The following is a 19,815-nucleotide window of genomic DNA, read 5'->3' as shown; positions in this document are numbered from 1 at the left end:
TAAAGAGACGGAAAACCGTTGTTCCGGGGCCGCTGACTGGGGCTGTCCGGCAAAGGCGGTATTTTAACGGGGGAAACCCTGATTTGAGGCTGGCCGAACAGTTCTGAGCGGTCCTCCTGCCAAAGTGAAACAAGTCGACCAAAACTTGACCATCGCAACGTCATTCATACAATACAGCGTATTACATGCAACACACCCACGCCATGACTTCACCCTCCGCCAAAGAAGCCACGACCCGAACCATCAATGTCCGGTTGCCAGCCAGCGTGTATGAGCAACTCGAGGACTTGGCGAAGGCCACATCTCGCACGAAAAGTTTTGTCACTTTGGAGGCCTTGACCAGTTACCTCAACGAGCAAAGCTGGCAAATCACAGACATCGAAGCGGCGATTTCAGAAGCCGACAGCGGAGATTTCGCCTCACGAGAGCAAGTCCAAACCGTGATGGCCAAATACGGTGCGTGATCTGATTTGGACGAACCGCGCTTTGAAACGGCTCGACGATATTGCCGATTTCATTGCAAGAGACAACCCGCTTCGTGCGCAGACTTTTGTCGTTGAACTGCGCAACAAGCTGGAAGTGTTGAAAACCCAAAGTTTGGGCCGAGCAGGTCGTGTATTCGGGACCAAAGAACTGGTTCTTCACCCCAACTATTTGGCGGTCTACCGGATCAAAGCGGATCAAGTGCAAGTTCTGACGATCTTGCACACTGCGCAAAACAAATGATCTCCTGGTCGATTCATGGCATGCAAGTTCAAAACCGAGGTCTTGCTGAAACGAACTGCCCCAAAAAAGCCGTGTAGCTCACGCGGCACGGCTTGTCTGGTCACATCCTCGTTCACCCCAACACCGAAGTCGCCTCCATCTCGCGCCGGATTTGGTAGGCGTGGGTGCTGGTGTCCATGGCCACGTCGTCCCAAGTGAGGCTTTGGCCTTTGGCCACGGGGCGAATGACCTTGACGCCATGGGCCAGGCCCAGCGGCACGCCGCCCATGCGCTTGGAGGTGGCCGCCGGCAGCAGCTTGCCCCAGACGGTGTAGCCGCCCTCGCCGTCCAGCATGTCACCGGGTTTCAAGTCGCGCTTGGCCGTGGCCACCACGTCGGCGTTCCAGCCGATGGCCACACCCGTGGGTTCGTTGCGCAGGGCCACACTCGCCACGCTCACGCCCACTTCGAGGCCAATCAAATGCCAGCGCTTGTAAAGCGTGAAGTAACGGCCCGAAGGGTCAGTGTGGGCGTTGTACTCTTCAAAGCAGTTTTTGATGTAGTCGGTCTCGGCTTCCACCGTGACCCAAACGCCCATGCGGATGTCGTAGGGGATTTTTCGGCCATCGGTTTCCAAACTGGAGATCACCTCGACCATGCCCTTGCGCTCCAGCACGCCGCCTTCCGAGATCGGGCGAGTGACGTAAGGGATGTCTTCCACGCTGGCGGGTGGGTAGAGCAAGCCATTGCTCGGCACACCCAAGCCGGTGGCATTGGACACCGCCGTGCTCTCGATCGAGGGCTTGGAGCCGTCCAGAAAGCTGTTGAACATTTTGGGGTTGAGCCCGCCGCGCTCGGCCTGCTCGGGCGTGAGGCCGTAATAGCCCCACACCGTCTCGGGTGTGGATTCGCAAAAGTGCGGCAGCCACTTGTGGCCCCGGCCTGCGGCCACGACCGGAAATCCGCAGGTGCGGGCCCAATCGACCAAATCACAAATCAAAGCAGGCTGGTCGCCAAAGGCCAGCGAATAGACCACGCCAGCCGTCTGGGCACGGGTGGCGAGCAAGGGGCCACAAAAGGCGTCGGCCTCTACCGTGACGTTGACCACATGTTTGCGGTGTGCAAAGGCTTCCAGAATGTGGTCCACTGCGTGCAGGGGCGAGCCGGTGCACTCGACGATCACGTCCACCGCCGGGTGGCGCACCAGGCTTTGCCAGTCGTCGCCCACATGGGTGGTGCCGTTTTTGACGGCATCGTCCAAGCTGCTGGCCGTGAGGCGCCCGGCCTCCCAGCCCACGCGGGCCAGATTGGTGCGGGCGTTGTCGGGTGACAGGTCGGCAATGCCCACCAGGTGCACACCGGGTGTGCGGGGAATCTGCGCCAAATACATGGAGCCGAATTTGCCCGCGCCGATCAGGCCGATGCGGATGGGGCGGTTTTCAGCGGCGCGTTGCAGGAGTTTGGCGTGCAGGTTCATGCGGCTTCTTTCAACACATCGAGCGAGGTTTTCAGGGCGCTTTCGGGCATGCCGCTCTTCCAGGGCAAGTCCACCGGGTAGCTGTTGACCAGGCAGTCGTCGGGCAAGCAGCTGATGGGGGTGAAGTCGCGGTGGGCGATGTATTCGGGGCGCTTGTGGCGGCGGATGTGGTTGGACACGGCGCACAAGCTCAGGTACACGCTCACCCGGTTCCAAGGCGAGAGGTTGCTGGCCGAAGCGTGCACCAAGCAGCTGTGGAACAAGATCATCGAGCCGGCTGGACCGGTGGGGCTGACGATGCCGCCTTCTTTGCCGCCCGCCCTTTCGACCAACTGGGCAATCAGGTCGTTGTCCACCGTCCACAGGGGGTAGCTGGTGGTGGACAGGTCATGTTTGGCCTCGACCACGCCTTTTTTGTGGCTGCCTGGGATGAACATCAGCGGGCCGTTGAAGGGGTTCACGTCGTCCAAGAAAATCGCCACGTTCATGGCCCGTTCGGTGGGCATCATGTCGTCGTTGAGCCAGGTGCCGTAGTCCTGGTGCCACTGCCACACATCGCCTTCAAAAGCCATCTTTCCGTTGATCTTGAACTGGTGCATGTACAGCTCTTCGCCAAACAGGTCTTGCACGGGCTCGATCATGCGGGGGTGGCGGGCCAACTTGGCAAAGGGCTCGCTGTACATGTGGGCCGCAAAGTTGGTGCGCACGGCGTCGCTGCCTTTTTCGCGCACGTTGTAGGCCTCGCGGCGGCTGTACAACTCGGGCACGGCATCGGTCAGGTTTTTGGTTTCTTCGGGCGTGAACAGGCCGGGAAAGAACAAATAACCCTCGCGGTCAAATTGTTCGAGTTGTTCGGGGGTCAGTCTCATGCTTGTGCTCCTGTTTTGAGGTGTTGAATTTGTTCGGAAAGTCGGGCCGTGAGTTGCACGCTGGCCTCGTGGGCGTGTTCTTGCACCAGGCGCACTGCCGCATCGGCGTCACCGCTGGCAATCGCTTGGGCTATGGCTTCGTGTTCGTCCCACACGGTTTGGCGCTGGTGCGATGACTGCAGCACCGCGCCCATGACGCGTTTGAGATGGTGCCAATGCAGCTCAATGCTTTGGGCGATGAGGGGGTTGCCAGAGGCTTGGTAAATGGCGCGGTGAAAGGCCAGGTCGGCCTGAATCATGGCCTGCACGTCACGCGTTTGGTGGACCTCTCTGCCCTGGCGCATGACCTCTGGGTCGATCTTTGCGCCCCGCTCGGCGGCCAATCGCACAGCCAAGGCATCCAGACTGCCACGCACTTGGTACACCTGGGCAATCCAGTTCACATCGAGTTGCGTGACTTGCACGCCTCGGCCGGGGGCGTCTTCGACAAAGCCGTCTTTTTTGAGCAATCGCAGGGCTTGCAAGACGGGTTGGCGCGATACGGCAAAGCGCTGAGCCAAATCGTCTTGGGTCAATCGCTCGCCCGGGGCCAAAGTGCCCTCGCTGATGGCGTCGAGCAAACGGGCATAAATTTGCTCCACCAGATCGGGGGCTGTGGTCAGTTGAAGGGGTTGCGGGCTCATGTCTGTATACAGAATACAAAGATTCAAAGCGACCTAGAATGGGTGCTTACCCGAAGTTCAACGCTGAAACGGCTTCTTTGGCATGAACGCGTTGGGCGAAGACCCGTGTTTGACCGAGCCCCATTCGTGTAAGTTCCCTGCATTCTGTGGGTGCCCGATTTTTTGTGGGCCCTGCATTTTGTGGGAGCCCCGCCCCCGGGGCGATGGGTCGTGGAGGCTGCCTGCATTTTGTGGGAGCCCCGCCCCCGGGGCGATGGGTGGTGGTCTGCGAGGCTTTTCGCGACGGGGGCGTCGCTCCTACAGGAGGCTGTGGGAGCCCCGCCCCCGGGGCGATGGGTCGTGGTTTGCGAGGCTTTTCGGGGCGGGGGCGTCGCTCCTACAAATTAAGGGGCTGTGCACAGACCCAAGGGCCACATTTGTAAAGACCCCCCGCAGGGATGATTGACGCTTGCGACACGCACACAAAGGCCTCAATGGGATAATCGAGCCCTATGACGATCACCCTCAAAACCGCCCAAGACATCGAAGGCATGCGCGTGGCTTGCCGCCTGGCCTCCGAAGTCCTCGACTACATCGCACCGTTCATCAAGCCGGGCATCACCACCAACGAGATTGACAAGCTCTGCCACGACTACATGGTCGATGTGCAAGGTTGCATTCCCGCCCCGCTGAACTACGCGCCGGGGGGTTACAAGCCCTATCCCAAGTCGATCTGCACCTCGATCAACCACCAGGTCTGCCACGGCATTCCCAATGACAAGCCGCTCAAAAAAGGCGACTCGGTCAACATCGACATCACCACCATCAAGGACGGTTGGCACGGTGACACCAGCCGGATGTTCCATGTGGGCGAGGCCTCGATTGCGGCCAAACGCCTGGCCAGCGTGACCTACGAAGCCATGTGGAAAGGCATTGAGCAAGTCAAGCCCGGTGCCCATTTGGGCGACATTGGCCATGCCATTCAAAAGTTTGCCGAAGGCCACGGCTTTTCGGTGGTGCGTGAGTTTTGTGGTCACGGCATTGGCCGGGGCTTTCATGAAGAGCCGCAAGTGCTGCACTACGGCAAGCCCGGCACCCTGGTCGAGTTGGTGCCCGGCATGGTCTTCACCATCGAGCCCATGATCAACGCGGGCAAGCGCGACATCAAGGAAATGGGCGACGGCTGGACCATCGTGACCAAAGACCATTCGCTGTCGGCCCAATGGGAGCACACGGTGGTGGTGACCGAAACCGGCTACGAGGTCTTGACCTTGTCTGCAGGCAGCCCCGCCGTCCCGGCATTCATCCAGCCCGTCATCATCGACCAAGCCACCGCCTGAGATGAGCGTTCAGGCCTCCTCCACAGACCCAGCAAGCCCTGAGGGGCTCTCGCCTTTGGCCGACTTGGCCCAGCTGCGCGAGACCTACAAGCACGACAAAGCCGCCGTTTTGCATGGCTTGGCGCACAGTGGGGCCGTGGCGCGTGGGCTCAAGCAAACCCTTCGTCAACTGTCCATCCTGGCCGATGGCCTGCTGATTCAGTTGTGGCAAAACGCGGGATTTGCGCCGGATGTGTGCTTGGTGGCCGTGGGGGGCTTTGGGCGGGCCGAGCTGTTTCCCTCTTCGGACGTGGATGTTTTGGTGCTCTTGCCCGATGGCCAATCGCCCGAGTCCTCGCCCGAATTGCAAGCGCAGCTGGAGCGCTTCATTGGCAGCTGCTGGGACACGGGCCTGGAAATCGGCTCCAGCGTGCGCACCCTGAGCGAGTGCCTGGCCGAGTCGGCCAAAGACATCACGGTGCAAACCTCGCTGCTGGAGTCGCGCCGCGTGACCGGCAACACCCGCTTGTTCACCGAATTTCAAAAGCAATTCCAGGCGGCCATGGACCCGCAGGCTTTTTGGGTGGCCAAAACCCTGGAAATGCGCCAGCGCCACACCAAATACGAAGACACGCCCTACGCCCTGGAGCCCAACTGCAAGGAATCGCCCGGCGGGCTGCGCGACTTGCAGGTGATTTTGTGGGTGGCCCGCGCTGCAGGCTTGGGCCACAGCTGGGACGAACTGGCCCGCAAAGGGCTGGCCACGCCCCTGGAGGCGCGGCAAATCAAACGCAACGAAGCCCTGCTGGGCCTGATCCGCGCCCGCTTGCACCTGCAAGCCAAGCGCCGCGAAGACCGGCTGGTGTTTGACCTGCAGACCAATGTGGCCGAATCGTTTGGCTATGCGTCAGACGTGACGCCCGAGGGCCGCTTGGCTTTGCGCGCTAGCGAAAAGCTGATGCGCCAATACTATTGGGCCGCCAAGGCGGTGACCCAGCTCAACCAGATTTTGCTGCTCAACATCGAAGACCGGCTGCAAGCCGACCGGGGTGAATCGGTCACCGATTTCCGGCCACTGAACGAACGGTTTTTTGAAAAAGCCGGGCTGATTGAAGTGGCCAGCGACGACCTGTACCAAAAACACCCGCACGCCATCTTGGAGACCTTTTTGCTCTACCAAGCCACGCCGGGTGTCAAGGGTTTGTCGGCCCGCACGCTCAGGGCGCTGTACAACGTGCGGTCCATCATGAACGGGCGCTTTCGGGCCGACCCGGTCAACCGCCAGACATTTTTGCAAATCCTGCAAGAGCCTCAGGGCATCACGCACGCGATGCGTTTGATGAACGAGACCTCGGTGCTGGGGCGCTATTTGTGGGTGTTTCGGCGCATCGTGGGACAGATGCAGCACGACCTGTTTCATGCCTACACGGTGGACCAGCACATCCTGATGGTGCTGCGCAATGTGCGGCGCTTTTTCATGGCCGAGCACGCCCACGAATACCCGTTTTGCTCGCAACTGGCCGGGGGATGGGACAAGCCCTGGATTTTGTACACCGCCGCCTTGTTTCACGACATTGCCAAAGGCCGGGGCGGCGACCACTCCAAGCTGGGCATTGCCGAGGTGCGCACCTTCTGCCGCCAGCACGGGGTCGACAAAGCCGACGCCCAGTTGGTTGAATTTTTGGTGGGCGAGCACCTGACCATGAGCCATGTGGCCCAAAAAGAAGACCTGAGCGACCCCGAAGTCATTGCCCGGTTTGCCCAGCGTGTGGGCAACGAGCGTCGCCTGACCGCGCTGTATTTGCTCACCGTGGCCGACATTCGCGGCACCAGCCCCAAGGTGTGGAACGCCTGGAAAGGCAAGCTGCTGGAAGACCTGTACAAATCCACCCTGCGTGTGCTGGGCGGCCGCGCACCGGACGCCAACGCCGAAGTCGAGGCCCGCAAGCGCGACGCCCTGATCGAGCTGGCCCGCCACAGCGAACCGCACGAAGGCCAAAAAGCCCTGTGGGACACGCTGGATGTGGGCTACTTCATGCGCCACGACGCGTCGGACATCGCCTGGCACGCCCGCCAGCTCTCGCGCCATGTGGCCAAACCCGCCGATGGCCCGGGCAAACCCATTGTGCGTGCCCGCATATCGCCAGTAGGCGAAGGCCTGCAAGTGCTGGTTTTCTCGCCCGATCAACCCGACTTGTTTGCCCGCATTTGTGGTCACTTTGACCAGTCAGGCTTCAGCATTTTGGACGCCAAGATCCACACCACCCGCACCGGCTGGGCGCTGGACACCTTCCAGATCGTCACGCCCATGCTGCCCGAGCACTACCGTGAACTGCTGAGCATGGTCGAGTCCGGCCTGACACAAACCCTGGAAAAACAAGGCCCCTTGCCCGCCCCCACCCGCGGACGGGTGTCACGCCGCGTGAAAAGCTTTCCGGTCACCCCGCGCGTGAGCCTGAACCCCGACGACAAGGCCCAAAGCTGGCTGCTCAGCATCTCGGCCAGTGACCGCATCGGCCTGCTTTACAACATCGCGCGCGTGCTGGCCAAACACGGCCTGCATTTGCGGCTCGCCAAAATCAGCACCCTGGGCGAACGCGTGGAAGACACCTTCCTCATCAGCGGAGCTGAGTTGCAACAAAACAAAGCACAAATCGAAATCGAGACAGAGTTGTTGGGGGCGCTGCAGTCGGCTTGATTTGGCGTTTTTGATCGAACATTTGTTGGCTTTTAACGTTTTCCGATCGCCTGTGTGGCTCATCCTCGAGCGCTTTTCATCCTTGTAGGTTTGTCATCCTCGGGCTTGACCCGATGGTCCATGGCTGATTGAACATGGATTCCGGGACAAGTCGGGAATGACGAACTCTGCAATTCAAACTTCATGCGGCCGAATCTATAACTTGTCACCGTTGTGCTCAGGCCAGGCCCCCAGACAAGCATCACAGACTACAAGGATCGCGGTGCGTGTGGCGCAGATGGCTGCACCTTTTTAGCCCAAGCAGGAGGCCGGGGCACCTGCCAATGCCACACACCGTGACGCCAGCGCGCCACCAGTTTGGGGCCGGAAATCCCGTTGCGGCCCACACCGGATGTGTCGTACAGCAAAGCCAAATCGGCCAAAGGCATGGCCTGCTGCAAATGCTGCAAGGTGCGTGGATAGCGTGCCAAGATGCGCTCTGGCGGCACATCGTGCCCACCTTCGGCCACCCGTTGCGCCACCCGGCCCAGCAACTGGCGCGGATCGTTGACACACACCACCAGCAACACCACCGCAAAGCCTGCGGCTCGGGCCTCTTGCATCAAAGTCAGCTTGGACGGGTGAGAAAACACCGTCTCGCTCACAAACGACAGCCCTTGCGCCAAACAAGCCGCACGACGGGCATCGGCCCAAGTCCGCGCCTGAGCCGAACGGGCTTGTGGATCGGTGATGTGCTGCAAGGCAGCGGCTTCGTGCAGGTCCGCATTCACAAACTCCGCCCCGGCCGGAAGCAAGCCCGATGAGACGGCAGAGCGGTACAGCGTGGATTTGCCCGCCCCGTTGGGGCCGGCCAGCAAATAAAAAACGGGTTTCAAACGAGGCCGTTGCTCAGGCGGCCTTGACCACCTGACGGCGGTTGCTCTGCACCGTCTGGCGCACGGCCTGGGCCAGGCGGCCGGTGCTTTCGGCGGCCACAAAATCCGCCTCAATGGCGTCCAGTGGGTCGGCCGCAGACACCGTGGTGGTTTGACGCACATCGTAGAGTGCGATGGCTTCTCGGGCCTCAGAGATGGTCAAACCCGAAGCTTCGGCAATGCGCCCCAGCGTGGCCCAGTACTCGATTTGCCCCGCCACCGAGCGGCGCATGGGCGTGGCCGCTTCGCGGGCTTGGCTGACCAAACCGGAAGGCAATTTGACAGATGCAAACGAAGAAGGTGATGCAGACATGAGACGCTCCTTTATGGCGCATTTTGCGCCAAAACGGACGCATCTGGCCATCTGGCGTGAACAAATCCTCATCGACACGGGAAAAACACCTGCATCCATCCACACCACCCGTGCCCAAGGCTGTGGATAAACCCCGGAACAAGTGCCCAAAGGCGCATGCCTATTGGGCTGGCGGCGTGCGCTTAAAAAACAGGCAAGAATGAAGATTGAATGCGGCCAGTGAGCGGGACTGCCGCGATGCCCCTCCTGAACTCATCGGGCCACCACATCAAGGCGGGGAACGACCTCATCGTCATCATCGCCATCGTCGTGCAGCAACTCAAAGGCCTTGAAGACCGCGCGCTCAACGCGCTTGACCAAACCTTCGTCGCTGAAAACCCCAGGGTAGGTCTTGCGCAGCTTGGCGCTGACTTTCAGGTTCGTCACCAAGGATCGAATGATCGTCGCATAGTCCTCGTCGCGGCCCTCAATGATTTCCTTCAGGCTGCCTACCGCGATGTCGTAGCGCCGCAGGTACACCGCCTCGTCCTTGAGCCCATGCAAAATCGAGTGACGAATGACGACGACCAGGTATTCAGACTGGAATGTGAGATCAGCATATCGCCAAGTGGCTAAGCCCCGATGGAACCTGATTGGCCTGATTTTTGGTATCTCTGATAATACCAATATGACTTTTAACCCCCGCATCGTCATCGACACGAATGTGCTTTACAGCGCGTTGCGTTCACAGCTGGGGGTGTCTTATCGGCTGTTGAGCATGGTGAGGCAAGCGCGATTTTTGCCGCAGGTGTCAGCGCCACTGATTGCCGAATACGAAGACGTCCTCAAGCGCGGGCAACTGGCATTGAGCCACGCCCAAATTGACGATGTCATCGACTACTTATGCGCCCAAAGTGAACACCACCGGATTTTTTACCTCTGGCGACCCTTGCTCAAAAACCCCAACAACGACTTTATCTTGGAGCTGGCCGTCAAGGCCCAAGCCAGCATCGTGACTTGGAACGTGGCTGACTTCAAAAAAGCTGCGAGCCTCCATGTTCAAGTCATGAGCCCCCGACAACTGCTAGAAATTCTGGAGAAATCATCATGAGCACCATCAGCATTCGCCTGCCCGACTCGCTGCACAGCATGGCCAAAACCATGGCCAGCCAGGACCATGTGTCCATGAACCAGTTCATCGCCAGCGCCGTGGCAGAAAAAGTCTCGGCTTTGGCCACAGAAACCTACCTCAAAGAACGCGCCGAACGGGCCAGCGTGGACAAGTTCAAGGCTGCATTGGCCGCTGTGCCAAAGCAGCCGCCGGATGCACATGACGCCCTCTGAGGCCACAACAGCGCCCGCGCCACCCTCGCGCTGACCTCACACCAAGCCAGAACTGCGCGACCCACGGCGTGGGCGGCTTGGCTGGCTGAACCTTTTTGGCCCAAGCTTGGGCCAGACGGCCCAAAGTCGCCCAATACCCGATCTGCCCGGCCACTGAAAGGCGCATGCTTGAGGCCGCGTCACGGGCCTGACTGACCCAACCTGAAGACAACTTGTCGGATGAGGACGAAGACGACGATACGGACATGAGGCTCTCCATTTGGCGCATTTGGTGCCATAAAAAGCCAAAACGGCCATGCAACGCTCAAAAAACCATGGCGCAAACCGTGAAAAAAGCATCCACACCCACCGTGTTCAAGCCTGTGGATAAGCCCTAGGACAACTGCGCCAAGGCGCATGGGGACTGGGCTGGCGTCATGCGCTCAAAAAATAGGCAGATTGGCCATGGACTGCCAAGACATTGATCTGACCCGATGAAGTTGAATCAACCATCACGTCCAAACTTTTGTCATTCCGGACGAAGACCCGGGATCCAGTGCGAACCGCTGCCCTTTGCAAACACCTGCAACAGACACTGGGTCCCGGCCCAAGACCGTCATGACAAAACCAACTCGCCAACGCCGTCTATGTGATTCAATGCGTCCAAAAGAAGACTGCGAAGACCAGCAAGGCCGATCTGGACTTGGCTGCCAAGCGTTATCGAGACTTATTAAAGGAGCTAGGCAATGACCAAGCAACGATTTGCCAGCGTCTGGGATGCCATCGAGGACACCCCGGAAGAAGCGGAAAACATGAAGCTGCGCTCCATTCTGATGACGGCGCTGAAGAACCACCTGACCCGCACAGAAATGAGCCAAGCACAGGCCGCCAAGCTGTTCGGCGTGACTCAGCCACGCGTCTCAGATCTGATGCGCGGCAAGATCAACTTGTTCGGCCTCGATGCGTTGGTGAACATGGCCACCGCTGCTGGACTGCACATTGAAATGCGCGTGATCGAAGCCGCCTAGGCTATCAGGATGGCATAAGCCAAAACGATAATTCCTGTTTTATCTGCTCACGCGGCCAGTCGTTCAATCTTGGGCCGCTTGATCTTGCTGGCTTGATAAAGCTCGTACTGCATCTGCATGCCCGCCCACATTTCTGCGCTGGTGCCAAATGCCTGGGCGAGGCGGTAGGCCATGTCCGCAGAAATACCGGATGCGCCCGACACCACACGCGAAAGCGTGACACGGTTGACGCCCAGCTTGACCGCCGCTTCTGTGATCGTGATGTCACCCAAATACTCCCGAAGGACTTCCCCTGGATGCGGGGGGTTGTGCATGCGAGTCATGTTTGCCTCAGTGATAGTCTTTGTAATCCACAAGCACGGCGTCTGTTCCATCAAACGCGAACACCATGCGCCAGTTGCCATTGACGGTAATGGCCCAATGACCTTTCAAGTCGCCTTTGAGGGGATGCAGTCCCCATGCTGGTGCTGACAGGTCTTCGGGCTTCAACGCTTGGTCAAGAGCCGCCAGCTGCAGTCGAAGCCGCGCAGCATGCGCAGCCTGAATACCCGCCTTACTACCGGTTTCAAAAAAGCGCTGCAGACCCTTGTGTCGAAAGCTTTTGATCATTCAAGCCCATTGTATTTTGTAGCGCACTACGCTACAAGACATTTCAATGTACTTCCTTGCAAAGCCTGTCTGCGTTGCCCATGGCGATCCCCTTTGCATGGCGAACCTGATGTCAGCCTGGAAAAATCCCCAGGGCAAAACACTGCATAGCTGTTTCGTTGTCCAGCACCACCGAGATTTGGGTTTTGCCCCCCTCAGTCTGGTCAATCAAAAACTCGCTCATCAAAGGCTCCTGACGCCATGCGCGGCAATTCGCAGCCATGGAAGGGGTTGCACTTGAGCGCACCTCAGGCCGCCTTCACCGCCTGACGGCGGTTGCTCTGCACGGTCTGGCGCACAGCATGCCACAGACGGCCCGCGCTTTTGGCGGCCAAAAAGTCTGCTTCCAGAGCGTCCAGCGGGTCGGCATCCGTAGGGGCGGCCTGGCGGACATCGTAGAACGCGATGGCCTCGTGCGTCTCAGAGACCGTCAAGCCCGATGCCTCGGCAATGCGGCCCAAAGACGCCCAATACCCGATCTGCCCGGCCACCGAACGGCGCATGCTTGAGGCAGCGTCACGGGCCTGATTGACCCAACCAGAAGACAACTTGTCGGATGAGGACGAAGATGACGATGCGGACATGAGGCTCTTCTTTTGGCGCATTTGGCGCCATAAACAGCCAAAACGGCCATGCATCGCTCAAAAAACCATGGCGGAGACCGTGAAAAAAGCATCCACACCCAGCGTGTTCAAGCCTGTGGATAAGCCCTAGGACAACTGCGCCAAGGCGCATGGGGACTGTGCTGGCGAGGAGCGCCTAAAAAATAGGCAAATCAATAACCGCCTGAGACCCCAGAATAATCAGTGCCCAATCAACGGAACTTGAAAGTCAGCCTTTTTTGCGTGGCGGCAACCCCGTATGCTGCGTCAGCAACTGCCCCTTCTTAGGCTGCCCCATGCGCTTGGGCGCCGTCGACAAAGACACTGACGACTTCGCCCCCGCGCCCGTGCTGTTTTTGCGGCGGGCGCTTTTGTAACCGTCTTCGGCCAGCGGTTGCCAATTCGGGATCAAGTGATGTTTGCCGTTGCCGATCAAATCAGCCCGGCCCATGGCTTTGAGGGCTTCGCGCAGCAGCGGCCAGTTGTTCGAGTCGTGGTAGCGCAAAAACGCTTTATGCAGGCGGCGGCGTTTGTCGCCTTTGACCACGTCCACTTTTTCGCTGTCACGGGTGATTTTGCGCAGCGGGTTGCGGGTGGAGTGGTACATGGCCGTGGCCGTGGCCATGGGGCTGGGGTAGAAGGTTTGCACCTGGTCGGCTCGGAAGCCGTTCTTTTTGAGCCAGACGGCCAGGTTCATCATGTCTTCGTCGCTGGTGCCCGGGTGAGCGGCGATGAAGTAAGGGATGAGGAACTGCTTTTTGCCCACTTCTTCGCTGTACTTGTCAAACATCGACTTGAAGCGGTCGTAGGTGCCGATGCCCGGCTTCATCATCTTGGACAGCGGGCCGCCCTCGGTGTGCTCGGGCGCAATCTTCAGGTAGCCACCCACATGGTGCTGCACCAGTTCTTTCACATACTCGGGCGACTGAACGGCCAGGTCGTAACGCAGACCAGAGCCGATCAGAATCTTCTTGATGCCCTTGAGGTTGCGTGCCCGGCGGTACATGTTGATCAGCGGGCCGTGGTCGGTGGTCAGGTTCTGGCAGATGCCGGGGAACACACAACTCGGTTTGCGGCAAGCCGATTCGATCTCGGGGCTCTTGCAGCCCAGGCGGTACATGTTGGCCGTGGGGCCACCCAGGTCAGAGATGACACCGGTGAAGCCTTTGACCTTGTCGCGGATGTCTTCCACCTCACGGATGACCGATTCTTCGGAGCGGCTTTGGATGATGCGGCCTTCGTGCTCGGTGATGGAGCAAAAGGTGCAGCCGCCAAAGCAGCCGCGCATGATGTTCACGGAAAAGCGGATCATTTCCCACGCGGGGATTTTGGTCGCGTGGTCATGGCTGCCGTTTTCGTCGGCGTAGCGCGGGTGGGGGCTGCGGGCATACGGCAGGTCAAACACATGGTCCATCTCGGCGGTGGTGAGCGGGATGGGCGGCGGTGTGATCCACACGTCGCGGGCGGTGTGGCCTTCACCGTGCGCTTGCACCAGGCAGCGGGCGTTGCCGGGGTTGGTTTCCAGGTGCAGCACGCGGTTGGCGTGGGCATAGAGCACGGCGTCTTGCTTGACTTGCTCGTAGCTGGGCAGGCGGATCACGCTTTTGTCGCGGGGCGGGACTTTGTGGGTGCCTTTGCCACGCAGCGCAGGGTTGGGCACAAAGGTGAGCGGCTGAGTGATGGGCTGAATAGCGGCTTGCACGGTGCGGGCCTGGGCCACGGCGGCGGACAAGTCGGCTTCGACGTTTTTGGCGTTGTGGCCCTCGGCCACTTCTTTGGCTTCTTCCTCACGCGCACAGGTCGCGCCCTGCTCCCGCGCCTGATCCGAAATCATCAAATACGGGTTGATGTGGGCCTCAACGTGGCCGGGCGTGTCCACACTGGTGGAGTCAATCTCGAACCAGCCTTCTGGCGTCTCGCGGCGCACAAAAGCGGTGCCGCGCACGTCGGTGATCTGCTGCACCGGCTCCCGGGCGGCCAGGCGGTGGGCGATTTCGACAATCGCCCGCTCGGCGTTGCCATACAAGAGCAAGTCGCACTTGCTGTCCACCACCACCGAGCGGCGCACTTTGTCAGACCAGTAGTCGTAATGCGCGATGCGGCGCAAGCTGCCTTCGATGCCGCCGAGTACGATGGGCACTTCGGGGAAGGCTTCGCGGCAGCGCTGGCTGTAGACGATGGCCGCGCGGTCGGGCCGCTTGCCGCCCACGTCGCCCGGGGTGTAGGCGTCATCGGTGCGGATTTTGCGGTCCGCCGTGTAGCGGTTGATCATAGAGTCCATGTTGCCGCTGGTCACGCCCCAAAACAGGTTGGGTTGGCCCAGAGCCTTGAAGGCTTCGGCGCTGGTCCAGTCGGGCTGGGCGATGATGCCGACCCTAAAACCCTGGTTTTCCAGCATGCGGCCGATCACGGCCATGCCAAAGCTGGGGTGGTCTACATAAGCGTCGCCCGTGACCAGCACGATGTCGCAGCTGTCCCACCCCAGTTGGGTCATTTCCTCGCGGCTCATCGGCAAAAACGGGGCCGTGCCAAAGCGCTGCGCCCAGTATTTGCGGTAACTGGTCAGCGGTTTGGCGTCACGCGGGAAGAAAGAGACGTCGACAAAAGCGTTCATGGGCTGGGCACTCGGGATAACCCGCTAGTGTAGGGGTTTGGGGGTGGGCTCACGGGGCTGGTGGGTATTGCCGACCATTTGGCCCTACCGTAAAGCCCGTAGCTGCTTGACCTTATTGATCCGACTCTGTGGAGATGGAAGTGAAATGCCTGTCTGGGACTTAACAGTCAGCGATGCCACCTTTGTGGAATCCCTGCTCTCAAGAAGTGACCGCCTTTTGTGGGAGCCCCGCCCCCGGGGCGATGGGTGGTGGTCTGCGAGGCTCCTTCGCGGCGAGGGCGCCGCTCCCACAAAAAAGCATTCATACAAACATCATCGGGCCGAATCAATAAAACAAGGCCTCCAACCCAGTGCGTGGTAAAGCACTTGGAGTGGGACAATCCCAAACTTGTTCATCCAGAAACAAAAAATGACGACTCACAGGGAATGGTGGCTGGGCCTCACGCGGCGGCTCCACACAGGGCGTGTGCCCAAAATCTTGGCCTGTTTGCTGGCAGGCTGGGTCTTGCTCTTGGCCTTGGGCTATTTTGTGGTGCCGCCGCTGGCCCGCTCGGTGTTGGCCACGCAGCTGGGCAAGGCCTTGGGGCGCGATGTGGTCATCGAACGTGTCGCGATCAACCCTCTGGATTTGTCGGTGGATGTGCTGGGGCTGTCCATCAAAGACCAGGCTGGCGCGGAGCAATTGGGCTTTGCGCAATTGCACATCGACCTGTCGAGCGCTTCTGTGGCGCAAGCGGGGATCGTGGTCGATCAAATTCACTTGCGCGCCCCGCGTGTGGCCATCACGCGCTTGGCCGATGGGCGCTACGACATCTCGGACTGGCTGGACCGCTGGGCCAGCGGGGCAGCAACCGAGTCAGGCCCCCTGCCCCGCTTTTCTTTGAACAACATCCAGATCACGGACGGCCAGTTGGTGTTCGACGACCGCCCCAAGGGGGTTCGGCACACGGCCGAGGCGGTGACGTTCAGTTTGCCTTTTATCTCCAGCCTGCCTTACAAGGCCGATGTGTTTGTGTTGCCGGCCTTGTCGGCGGTGGTGGATGGCTCGCCCTTGGCGCTGCAGGGGCGCAGCCTGCCCTTTGCCAAGTCGCACAGCAGCTCGCTGAAGATCGAGCTCGACAAGTTCGACCTGTCCCAACTTCAAGCTTATTGGCCCAGCAGCCTGCCCTTGCGCCTGAAATCGGGCCAACTGGCCACCCGCTTGAGCGTGAACTTTGCCCAATTGGCCGATGGCGCACCTTCGCTGAGCGTGAGTGGTACGGCGCAATGGCAGGGGCTGGCCATGACAGACGCCGCGGGCAAGCCTTGGCTGGGGCTGGAGGCACTCGATGTGCAACTTGATACATCTAACCCCTTGCAACAGCTGTGGCAGCTGGCGCAATTGGAGGTGCGGGGTTTGCGCCTGGGACAAGACACACCCGATGCACCTTTGCGTGTGCAAAATCTGTCGGCGCGGCAAGTGCAGGCCGACCTGCAGGCCCATCGCATCGATGCCGAGGCCCTGCAAGGCTCGGGCATCGTGGCCCGCATGGCCCGGGCTGCCGATGGCACCGTGACATGGCTGCCAGAGCTTGGCTCAAGCAAGTCGACTGCGGGGGCGGCACCATCCAACAAGTTGGGCAGTCCTGTCTGGTCGGGCCTGGTGGGTCAACTGAACCTGGATGAAGTTGGGCTGCGCTTTGAAGACCACACTTTGTCGCCTGCGGCGGTACAAGAGCTGACACAAGCGAGCTTGTCGGGCACGAAACTGGACATCCACCCCGGGCGCGAAAAGGCCTTTGCACTGAACGCCACGCTCAACCAGACCGGCCAAATCAAGGCCAGCGGATCGGTGCAGCTGCAGCCACTGACGGTGCGTCTGGCGCTGGAAACCCAGGCTTTGCCGGTGGTGCCAATGCAAGGCTACGTGGCGCCCTACCTGAACACATCCATCGCGCAGGGCCTGTTCTCCAACAAGGGCACCTTGGAGGTTCGCCAGCCCGCCGACAAGCTCTGGGTCAGCTACAAGGGCGGGCTGACACTGGGCCAGTTTCGCGCTGTGGACCAGGCCAACAGCACGGATTTTTTGAGGTGGAAATCGCTGTACTTTGGCGGTGTGGACTTTCAGCTGGAACCCGCTCGGCTGAACATCGGCGAAATCGCTCTGTCCGACTTTTACTCGCGGCTGATCCTCAACCCGCAAGGACAGCTCAACCTGGCAGGCATTCTGCGCAATCCGGCCAGCCCCGACACTGGCACCAGCCGGCCTGCCGCATCACCCCCCGCTGTGGCCATGCCCATTCAAATCGCCAAAGTCACCCTGCAAAACGGGCGCGTGGATTTTTCTGACCGCTTCGTCAAACCCAACTACTCGGCCACCGTCACCCAGCTGAGCGGCAGCGTCAAGGGCTTGTCCACGACCCCCGACACCCTGGCCGATCTGGACCTGCGTGGCCACTATGCCAGCAACGCGCCGGTGCAAATTGCGGCCCGCTTCAATCCGCTGACAGAGAAAAAGTTCTTGGACCTTCAAGGCAAAATTTCCGACATCGATTTGGTCGATTTCTCGCCTTATTCGGGCAAATTCGCGGGCTACAACATCAGCAAAGGCAAGCTGTCCATGGACGCCACTTATAAGCTGCAGGACCGTCAGCTCACCGCACAAAACCGGCTCGTGATTGACCAACTGACCTTTGGCGACAAGGTAGAAAGCCCGGATGCCACCCAGTTGCCCGTGCAACTGGCCATCGCCTTGCTCAAAAATAACCGGGGGCAAATCGACATCCAGTTGCCCATTGCTGGCTCGCTGGACGACCCCCAATTTTCCGTCGGAGGTTTGATCTTCAAGGTTATCGGCAACCTGTTTGTCAAGGCCGTCACCTCACCCTTTGCGTTGCTGGGCTCGCTGTTTGGCGACAGCCAAGAGTTGTCGCAGCTGAACTTTGCACCCGGCCGCGCCAGCTTGGACGAGGCCGCTGTGCAAAAGCTGCAAACCCTGTCCAAGGCCATGCGTGAACGCGAAGGGTTGAACCTGGAAATCACCGCTGGCAGCGACAGCGCCATGGACCCGGAAGGCCTCAAACGGGCCCTGCTGGAGCGGGCTGTGCTCAGCGAAAAACGCAAAGACATGAGCCCATCACAGCGCGAGAACATGCCCTTGGCCGACATGCGACTGGACGGCAGCGAGTACCCGACCTACCTGGCCCGCGCCTACCAACAAGCCAAGTTCCCCAAACCCCGCAACGTGCTGGGCCAGACCCAAGTGCTGTCGGTAGAGGACATGGAAAAGCTGATGTTGGCCAACCTGGCGGTGGGCGATGATGAATTGCGCACCCTGGCCACACGCCGAGCGCAGGTGGTGCAAGGCTGGCTGGTACAACAAGGCCAGGTCCCTTTGAGCCGGATTTTTCTCTTGCCCATCCAAGTCAACACCTCGGCCAAGGGCGGCAATGACACGGGCTACCACCGTGTGAATTTTTCCTTGCGCTGAACACTTCAGGCATTTTTTTGCACACTTGACCTGTCCATGGCCTTCTCTCTCGCTCAAACTGCACACCACGAACTGGTCATCAAAAAAAGCCGCTTCATCGCCTGCGTCGAACCCGTGGCTGGCCGCGAAGAAGCCCAAGCCCGAGTGGCCCAGCTCAAAGCCGAGCACCCGGACGCGGCCCATGTGTGCTGGGCACTGCTGGCTGGGGGCCAATCGGCGGCCAACGACGATGGCGAGCCCGGCGGCACGGCTGGACGCCCGATGCTGGACGTGCTGCGGCACCAGGACCTGCAAGGCGTGATGGCCTCGGTGGTGCGTTACTTTGGTGGCGTCAAGCTGGGCGCGGGTGGTCTGGTGCGGGCGTACACCGATGCGGTGGCGCAGGCGCTGCTGACGGCCGAAAAAATTCCCTTGATTCAAAAAACCGAACTCGCCTGCAGCGTGCCCTATGCACTGGAAGGCCTGGTGCGCCGCGAGGTCGAACTGGCCCAAGCCCAGTTGCAAGAGGTCACGCATGGCAGCGTGGTCACTTTGCGCTTTGCCCTGCCCGCCTCTGACGCAGCAGCACTGATGCACCGGCTGAGCGAAAGCGGCCGGGGACAGCTGGTCTGGCTCAGGGATGACACCCAAGCCTGTTAATAAGGCCCAAAGATGTTGGCATCTCGCTTTTTTGTGTGAGCGACGCCCCCGTCGCGAAAAGCCTTGCAGACCACCCCCCATCGCCCCGGGGGCGGGGCTCCCACAAAAGGCTGACATTCCCCTTGTAGGAGCGACGCCCTCGTCGCGATAAGCCTCGCAGACCACCACCCCCATCGCCCCGAGGGCGGGGCTCCTACAAAAGGCTGACATTCCCCATGTAGGAGCGACGCCCTCGTCGCGATAAGCCTCGCAGACCACCACCCCCATCGCCCCGAGGGCGGGGCTCCTACAAAAGGCTGACATTCCCCATGATAGGGGTAGGAAAGGCCAAGGCCTCCCCTCCCTCCGAACCGTGCGTGCAGTTTTCCCGCACACGGCTCTCCAGTCAGTGGTTTCCTCATCGGGATTGGCTCGCTTGCATTCGGGCCTGCGTCATGGTGAACAGCCCCAACTGCGCGAAGTACTCGTTTGGCCAGCGTTTGTGATCAACTTGGCTCTTCCCCATCCCCGGGCTCTTTTGCTGCTTGCGCAGCATCGCCCTCAACCTCCTGCGGAT

20 protein-coding genes and 1 pseudogene are annotated in these 19,815 nt (G+C 60.1%); 11 read left to right on the top strand and 10 right to left on the bottom strand.

Annotation, left to right across the window (positions count from 1 at the left end):
* Nucleotides 1-203 precede the first annotated feature (203 nt).
* Together AMM41_RS20655 and AMM41_RS20650 are read left to right on the top strand one after the other, a co-directional pair.
* Nucleotides 204-464, top strand: coding sequence for a CopG family ribbon-helix-helix protein (locus tag AMM41_RS20655; RefSeq protein ID WP_089963719.1), 261 nt, complete (start codon nucleotides 204-206; stop codon nucleotides 462-464).
* Nucleotides 457-726, top strand: coding sequence for a type II toxin-antitoxin system RelE/ParE family toxin (locus AMM41_RS20650; RefSeq protein ID WP_089963712.1), 270 nt, complete (start codon nucleotides 457-459; stop codon nucleotides 724-726). The genes AMM41_RS20655 and AMM41_RS20650 overlap by 8 nt, the downstream gene beginning before the upstream one ends.
* Nucleotides 727-838: 112 nt before the next feature.
* On the opposite strand, the gene AMM41_RS20645 is transcribed toward AMM41_RS20650, so the two are convergent.
* From AMM41_RS20645 to AMM41_RS20635, 3 genes are read right to left on the bottom strand one after another with little or no spacing between them, the layout of a single operon-like run.
* Nucleotides 839-2,182, bottom strand: coding sequence for an NAD(P)H-dependent oxidoreductase (locus tag AMM41_RS20645; RefSeq protein WP_089963710.1), 1,344 nt, complete (start codon nucleotides 2,180-2,182; stop codon nucleotides 839-841).
* Nucleotides 2,179-3,051, bottom strand: coding sequence for a phytanoyl-CoA dioxygenase family protein (locus tag AMM41_RS20640; protein WP_089963709.1), 873 nt, complete (start codon nucleotides 3,049-3,051; stop codon nucleotides 2,179-2,181). The genes AMM41_RS20645 and AMM41_RS20640 overlap by 4 nt, the downstream gene beginning before the upstream one ends.
* Complete coding sequence (locus AMM41_RS20635; RefSeq protein ID WP_089963706.1) at nucleotides 3,048-3,734, bottom strand: GntR family transcriptional regulator; 687 nt, start codon at nucleotides 3,732-3,734, stop codon at nucleotides 3,048-3,050. The genes AMM41_RS20640 and AMM41_RS20635 overlap by 4 nt, the downstream gene beginning before the upstream one ends.
* Before the next feature lie 491 nt (nucleotides 3,735-4,225).
* Between AMM41_RS20635 and map the strand changes: the two genes are divergently transcribed.
* Nucleotides 4,226-5,053 carry a type I methionyl aminopeptidase gene (gene map, locus AMM41_RS20630; RefSeq protein WP_089963704.1) on the top strand — a complete coding sequence of 276 codons (828 nt, stop codon included), beginning with the start codon at nucleotides 4,226-4,228 and terminating at the stop codon, nucleotides 5,051-5,053.
* A 1-nt stretch (nucleotide 5,054) separates the two neighbouring features.
* A complete protein-coding gene (locus tag AMM41_RS20625; protein WP_089963703.1) occupies nucleotides 5,055-7,730 on the top strand; it encodes a [protein-PII] uridylyltransferase in 2,676 nt (891 codons plus the stop codon).
* A 248-nt stretch (nucleotides 7,731-7,978) separates the two neighbouring features.
* Here the strand turns inward: AMM41_RS20625 and AMM41_RS20620 are convergent, their stop codons facing one another.
* Both AMM41_RS20620 and AMM41_RS20615 read right to left on the bottom strand, forming a co-directional pair.
* Nucleotides 7,979-8,605 (bottom strand): AAA family ATPase, encoded by a 627-nt coding sequence (locus AMM41_RS20620; RefSeq protein WP_089963701.1) that lies wholly within the window; start codon nucleotides 8,603-8,605, stop codon nucleotides 7,979-7,981.
* Nucleotides 8,606-8,618: 13 nt separating this feature from the next.
* Nucleotides 8,619-8,957 (bottom strand): TA system antitoxin ParD family protein, encoded by a 339-nt coding sequence (locus AMM41_RS20615; RefSeq protein WP_089963699.1) that lies wholly within the window; start codon nucleotides 8,955-8,957, stop codon nucleotides 8,619-8,621.
* On the opposite strand from AMM41_RS20615, the gene AMM41_RS22410 reads away from it, so the two are divergent.
* Nucleotides 8,956-9,087, top strand: coding sequence for a hypothetical protein (locus AMM41_RS22410; RefSeq protein ID WP_255350453.1), 132 nt, complete (start codon nucleotides 8,956-8,958; stop codon nucleotides 9,085-9,087). The genes AMM41_RS20615 and AMM41_RS22410 overlap by 2 nt on opposite strands.
* A 122-nt stretch (nucleotides 9,088-9,209) precedes the next feature.
* Here AMM41_RS22410 and AMM41_RS20610 read toward each other — a convergent pair whose 3' ends face one another.
* Entirely contained in the window at nucleotides 9,210-9,623 is a 414-nt protein-coding gene (locus AMM41_RS20610) for a hypothetical protein (RefSeq protein WP_194944910.1), read from the bottom strand.
* A gap of 1 nt (nucleotide 9,624) precedes the next feature.
* Between AMM41_RS20610 and AMM41_RS20605 the strand changes: the two genes are divergently transcribed.
* The 4 genes and pseudogenes from AMM41_RS20605 to AMM41_RS20590 all read left to right on the top strand — a co-directional run bounded on the left by AMM41_RS20605 (nucleotide 9,625) and on the right by AMM41_RS20590 (nucleotide 11,287).
* Nucleotides 9,625-10,047 carry a putative toxin-antitoxin system toxin component, PIN family gene (locus AMM41_RS20605; protein ID WP_089963695.1) on the top strand — a complete coding sequence of 141 codons (423 nt, stop codon included), beginning with the start codon at nucleotides 9,625-9,627 and terminating at the stop codon, nucleotides 10,045-10,047.
* Complete coding sequence (locus AMM41_RS20600; protein WP_089963691.1) at nucleotides 10,044-10,280, top strand: toxin-antitoxin system HicB family antitoxin; 237 nt, start codon at nucleotides 10,044-10,046, stop codon at nucleotides 10,278-10,280. The genes AMM41_RS20605 and AMM41_RS20600 overlap by 4 nt, the downstream gene beginning before the upstream one ends.
* Before the next feature lie 625 nt (nucleotides 10,281-10,905).
* Nucleotides 10,906-10,971: pseudogene (locus AMM41_RS22505) on the top strand (hypothetical protein); the annotation flags it as partial.
* A 34-nt stretch (nucleotides 10,972-11,005) separates the two neighbouring features.
* Complete coding sequence (locus AMM41_RS20590; RefSeq protein WP_089963689.1) at nucleotides 11,006-11,287, top strand: helix-turn-helix domain-containing protein; 282 nt, start codon at nucleotides 11,006-11,008, stop codon at nucleotides 11,285-11,287.
* A 47-nt stretch (nucleotides 11,288-11,334) separates the two neighbouring features.
* Here the strand turns inward: AMM41_RS20590 and AMM41_RS20585 are convergent, their stop codons facing one another.
* The 4 genes from AMM41_RS20585 to AMM41_RS20570 all read right to left on the bottom strand — a co-directional run bounded on the left by AMM41_RS20585 (nucleotide 11,335) and on the right by AMM41_RS20570 (nucleotide 15,151).
* The gene (locus AMM41_RS20585) at nucleotides 11,335-11,610 is read right to left on the bottom strand and encodes a HigA family addiction module antitoxin (protein ID WP_089963688.1); all 276 of its coding nucleotides are present in this window, start codon (nucleotides 11,608-11,610) and stop codon (nucleotides 11,335-11,337) included.
* Between the two features lie 7 nt (nucleotides 11,611-11,617).
* Nucleotides 11,618-11,896: a type II toxin-antitoxin system RelE/ParE family toxin gene (locus tag AMM41_RS20580; protein WP_089963686.1), complete on the bottom strand. Its 279-nt coding sequence runs from the start codon at nucleotides 11,894-11,896 to the stop codon at nucleotides 11,618-11,620.
* Between the two features lie 287 nt (nucleotides 11,897-12,183).
* Nucleotides 12,184-12,519, bottom strand: a complete 336-nt coding sequence (locus AMM41_RS20575) for a TA system antitoxin ParD family protein (protein ID WP_089963717.1) — start codon at nucleotides 12,517-12,519, stop codon at nucleotides 12,184-12,186.
* Nucleotides 12,520-12,766: 247 nt separating this feature from the next.
* A complete protein-coding gene (locus AMM41_RS20570) occupies nucleotides 12,767-15,151 on the bottom strand; it encodes a YgiQ family radical SAM protein (protein WP_089963685.1) in 2,385 nt (794 codons plus the stop codon).
* Between the two features lie 409 nt (nucleotides 15,152-15,560).
* Here AMM41_RS20570 and AMM41_RS20565 point away from each other — a divergent pair, with 409 nt between their 5' ends.
* On the top strand, nucleotides 15,561-18,620 hold the full coding sequence (locus AMM41_RS20565) for a DUF748 domain-containing protein (protein WP_146186331.1): 3,060 nt from the start codon (nucleotides 15,561-15,563) through the stop codon (nucleotides 18,618-18,620).
* 36 nt (nucleotides 18,621-18,656) lie between these two features.
* Nucleotides 18,657-19,259 carry an IMPACT family protein gene (locus tag AMM41_RS20560; RefSeq protein ID WP_089963682.1) on the top strand — a complete coding sequence of 201 codons (603 nt, stop codon included), beginning with the start codon at nucleotides 18,657-18,659 and terminating at the stop codon, nucleotides 19,257-19,259.
* Nucleotides 19,260-19,815: the final 556 nt, after the last annotated feature.

It is taken from the genome of Limnohabitans sp. 2KL-3 (assembly GCF_001269405.1).
Lineage (GTDB): Bacteria > Pseudomonadota > Gammaproteobacteria > Burkholderiales > Burkholderiaceae_C > Limnohabitans_A.
Note: the sequence above shows the minus strand (reverse complement) of the source record. Positions and strands in the feature narration are given on the sequence as shown.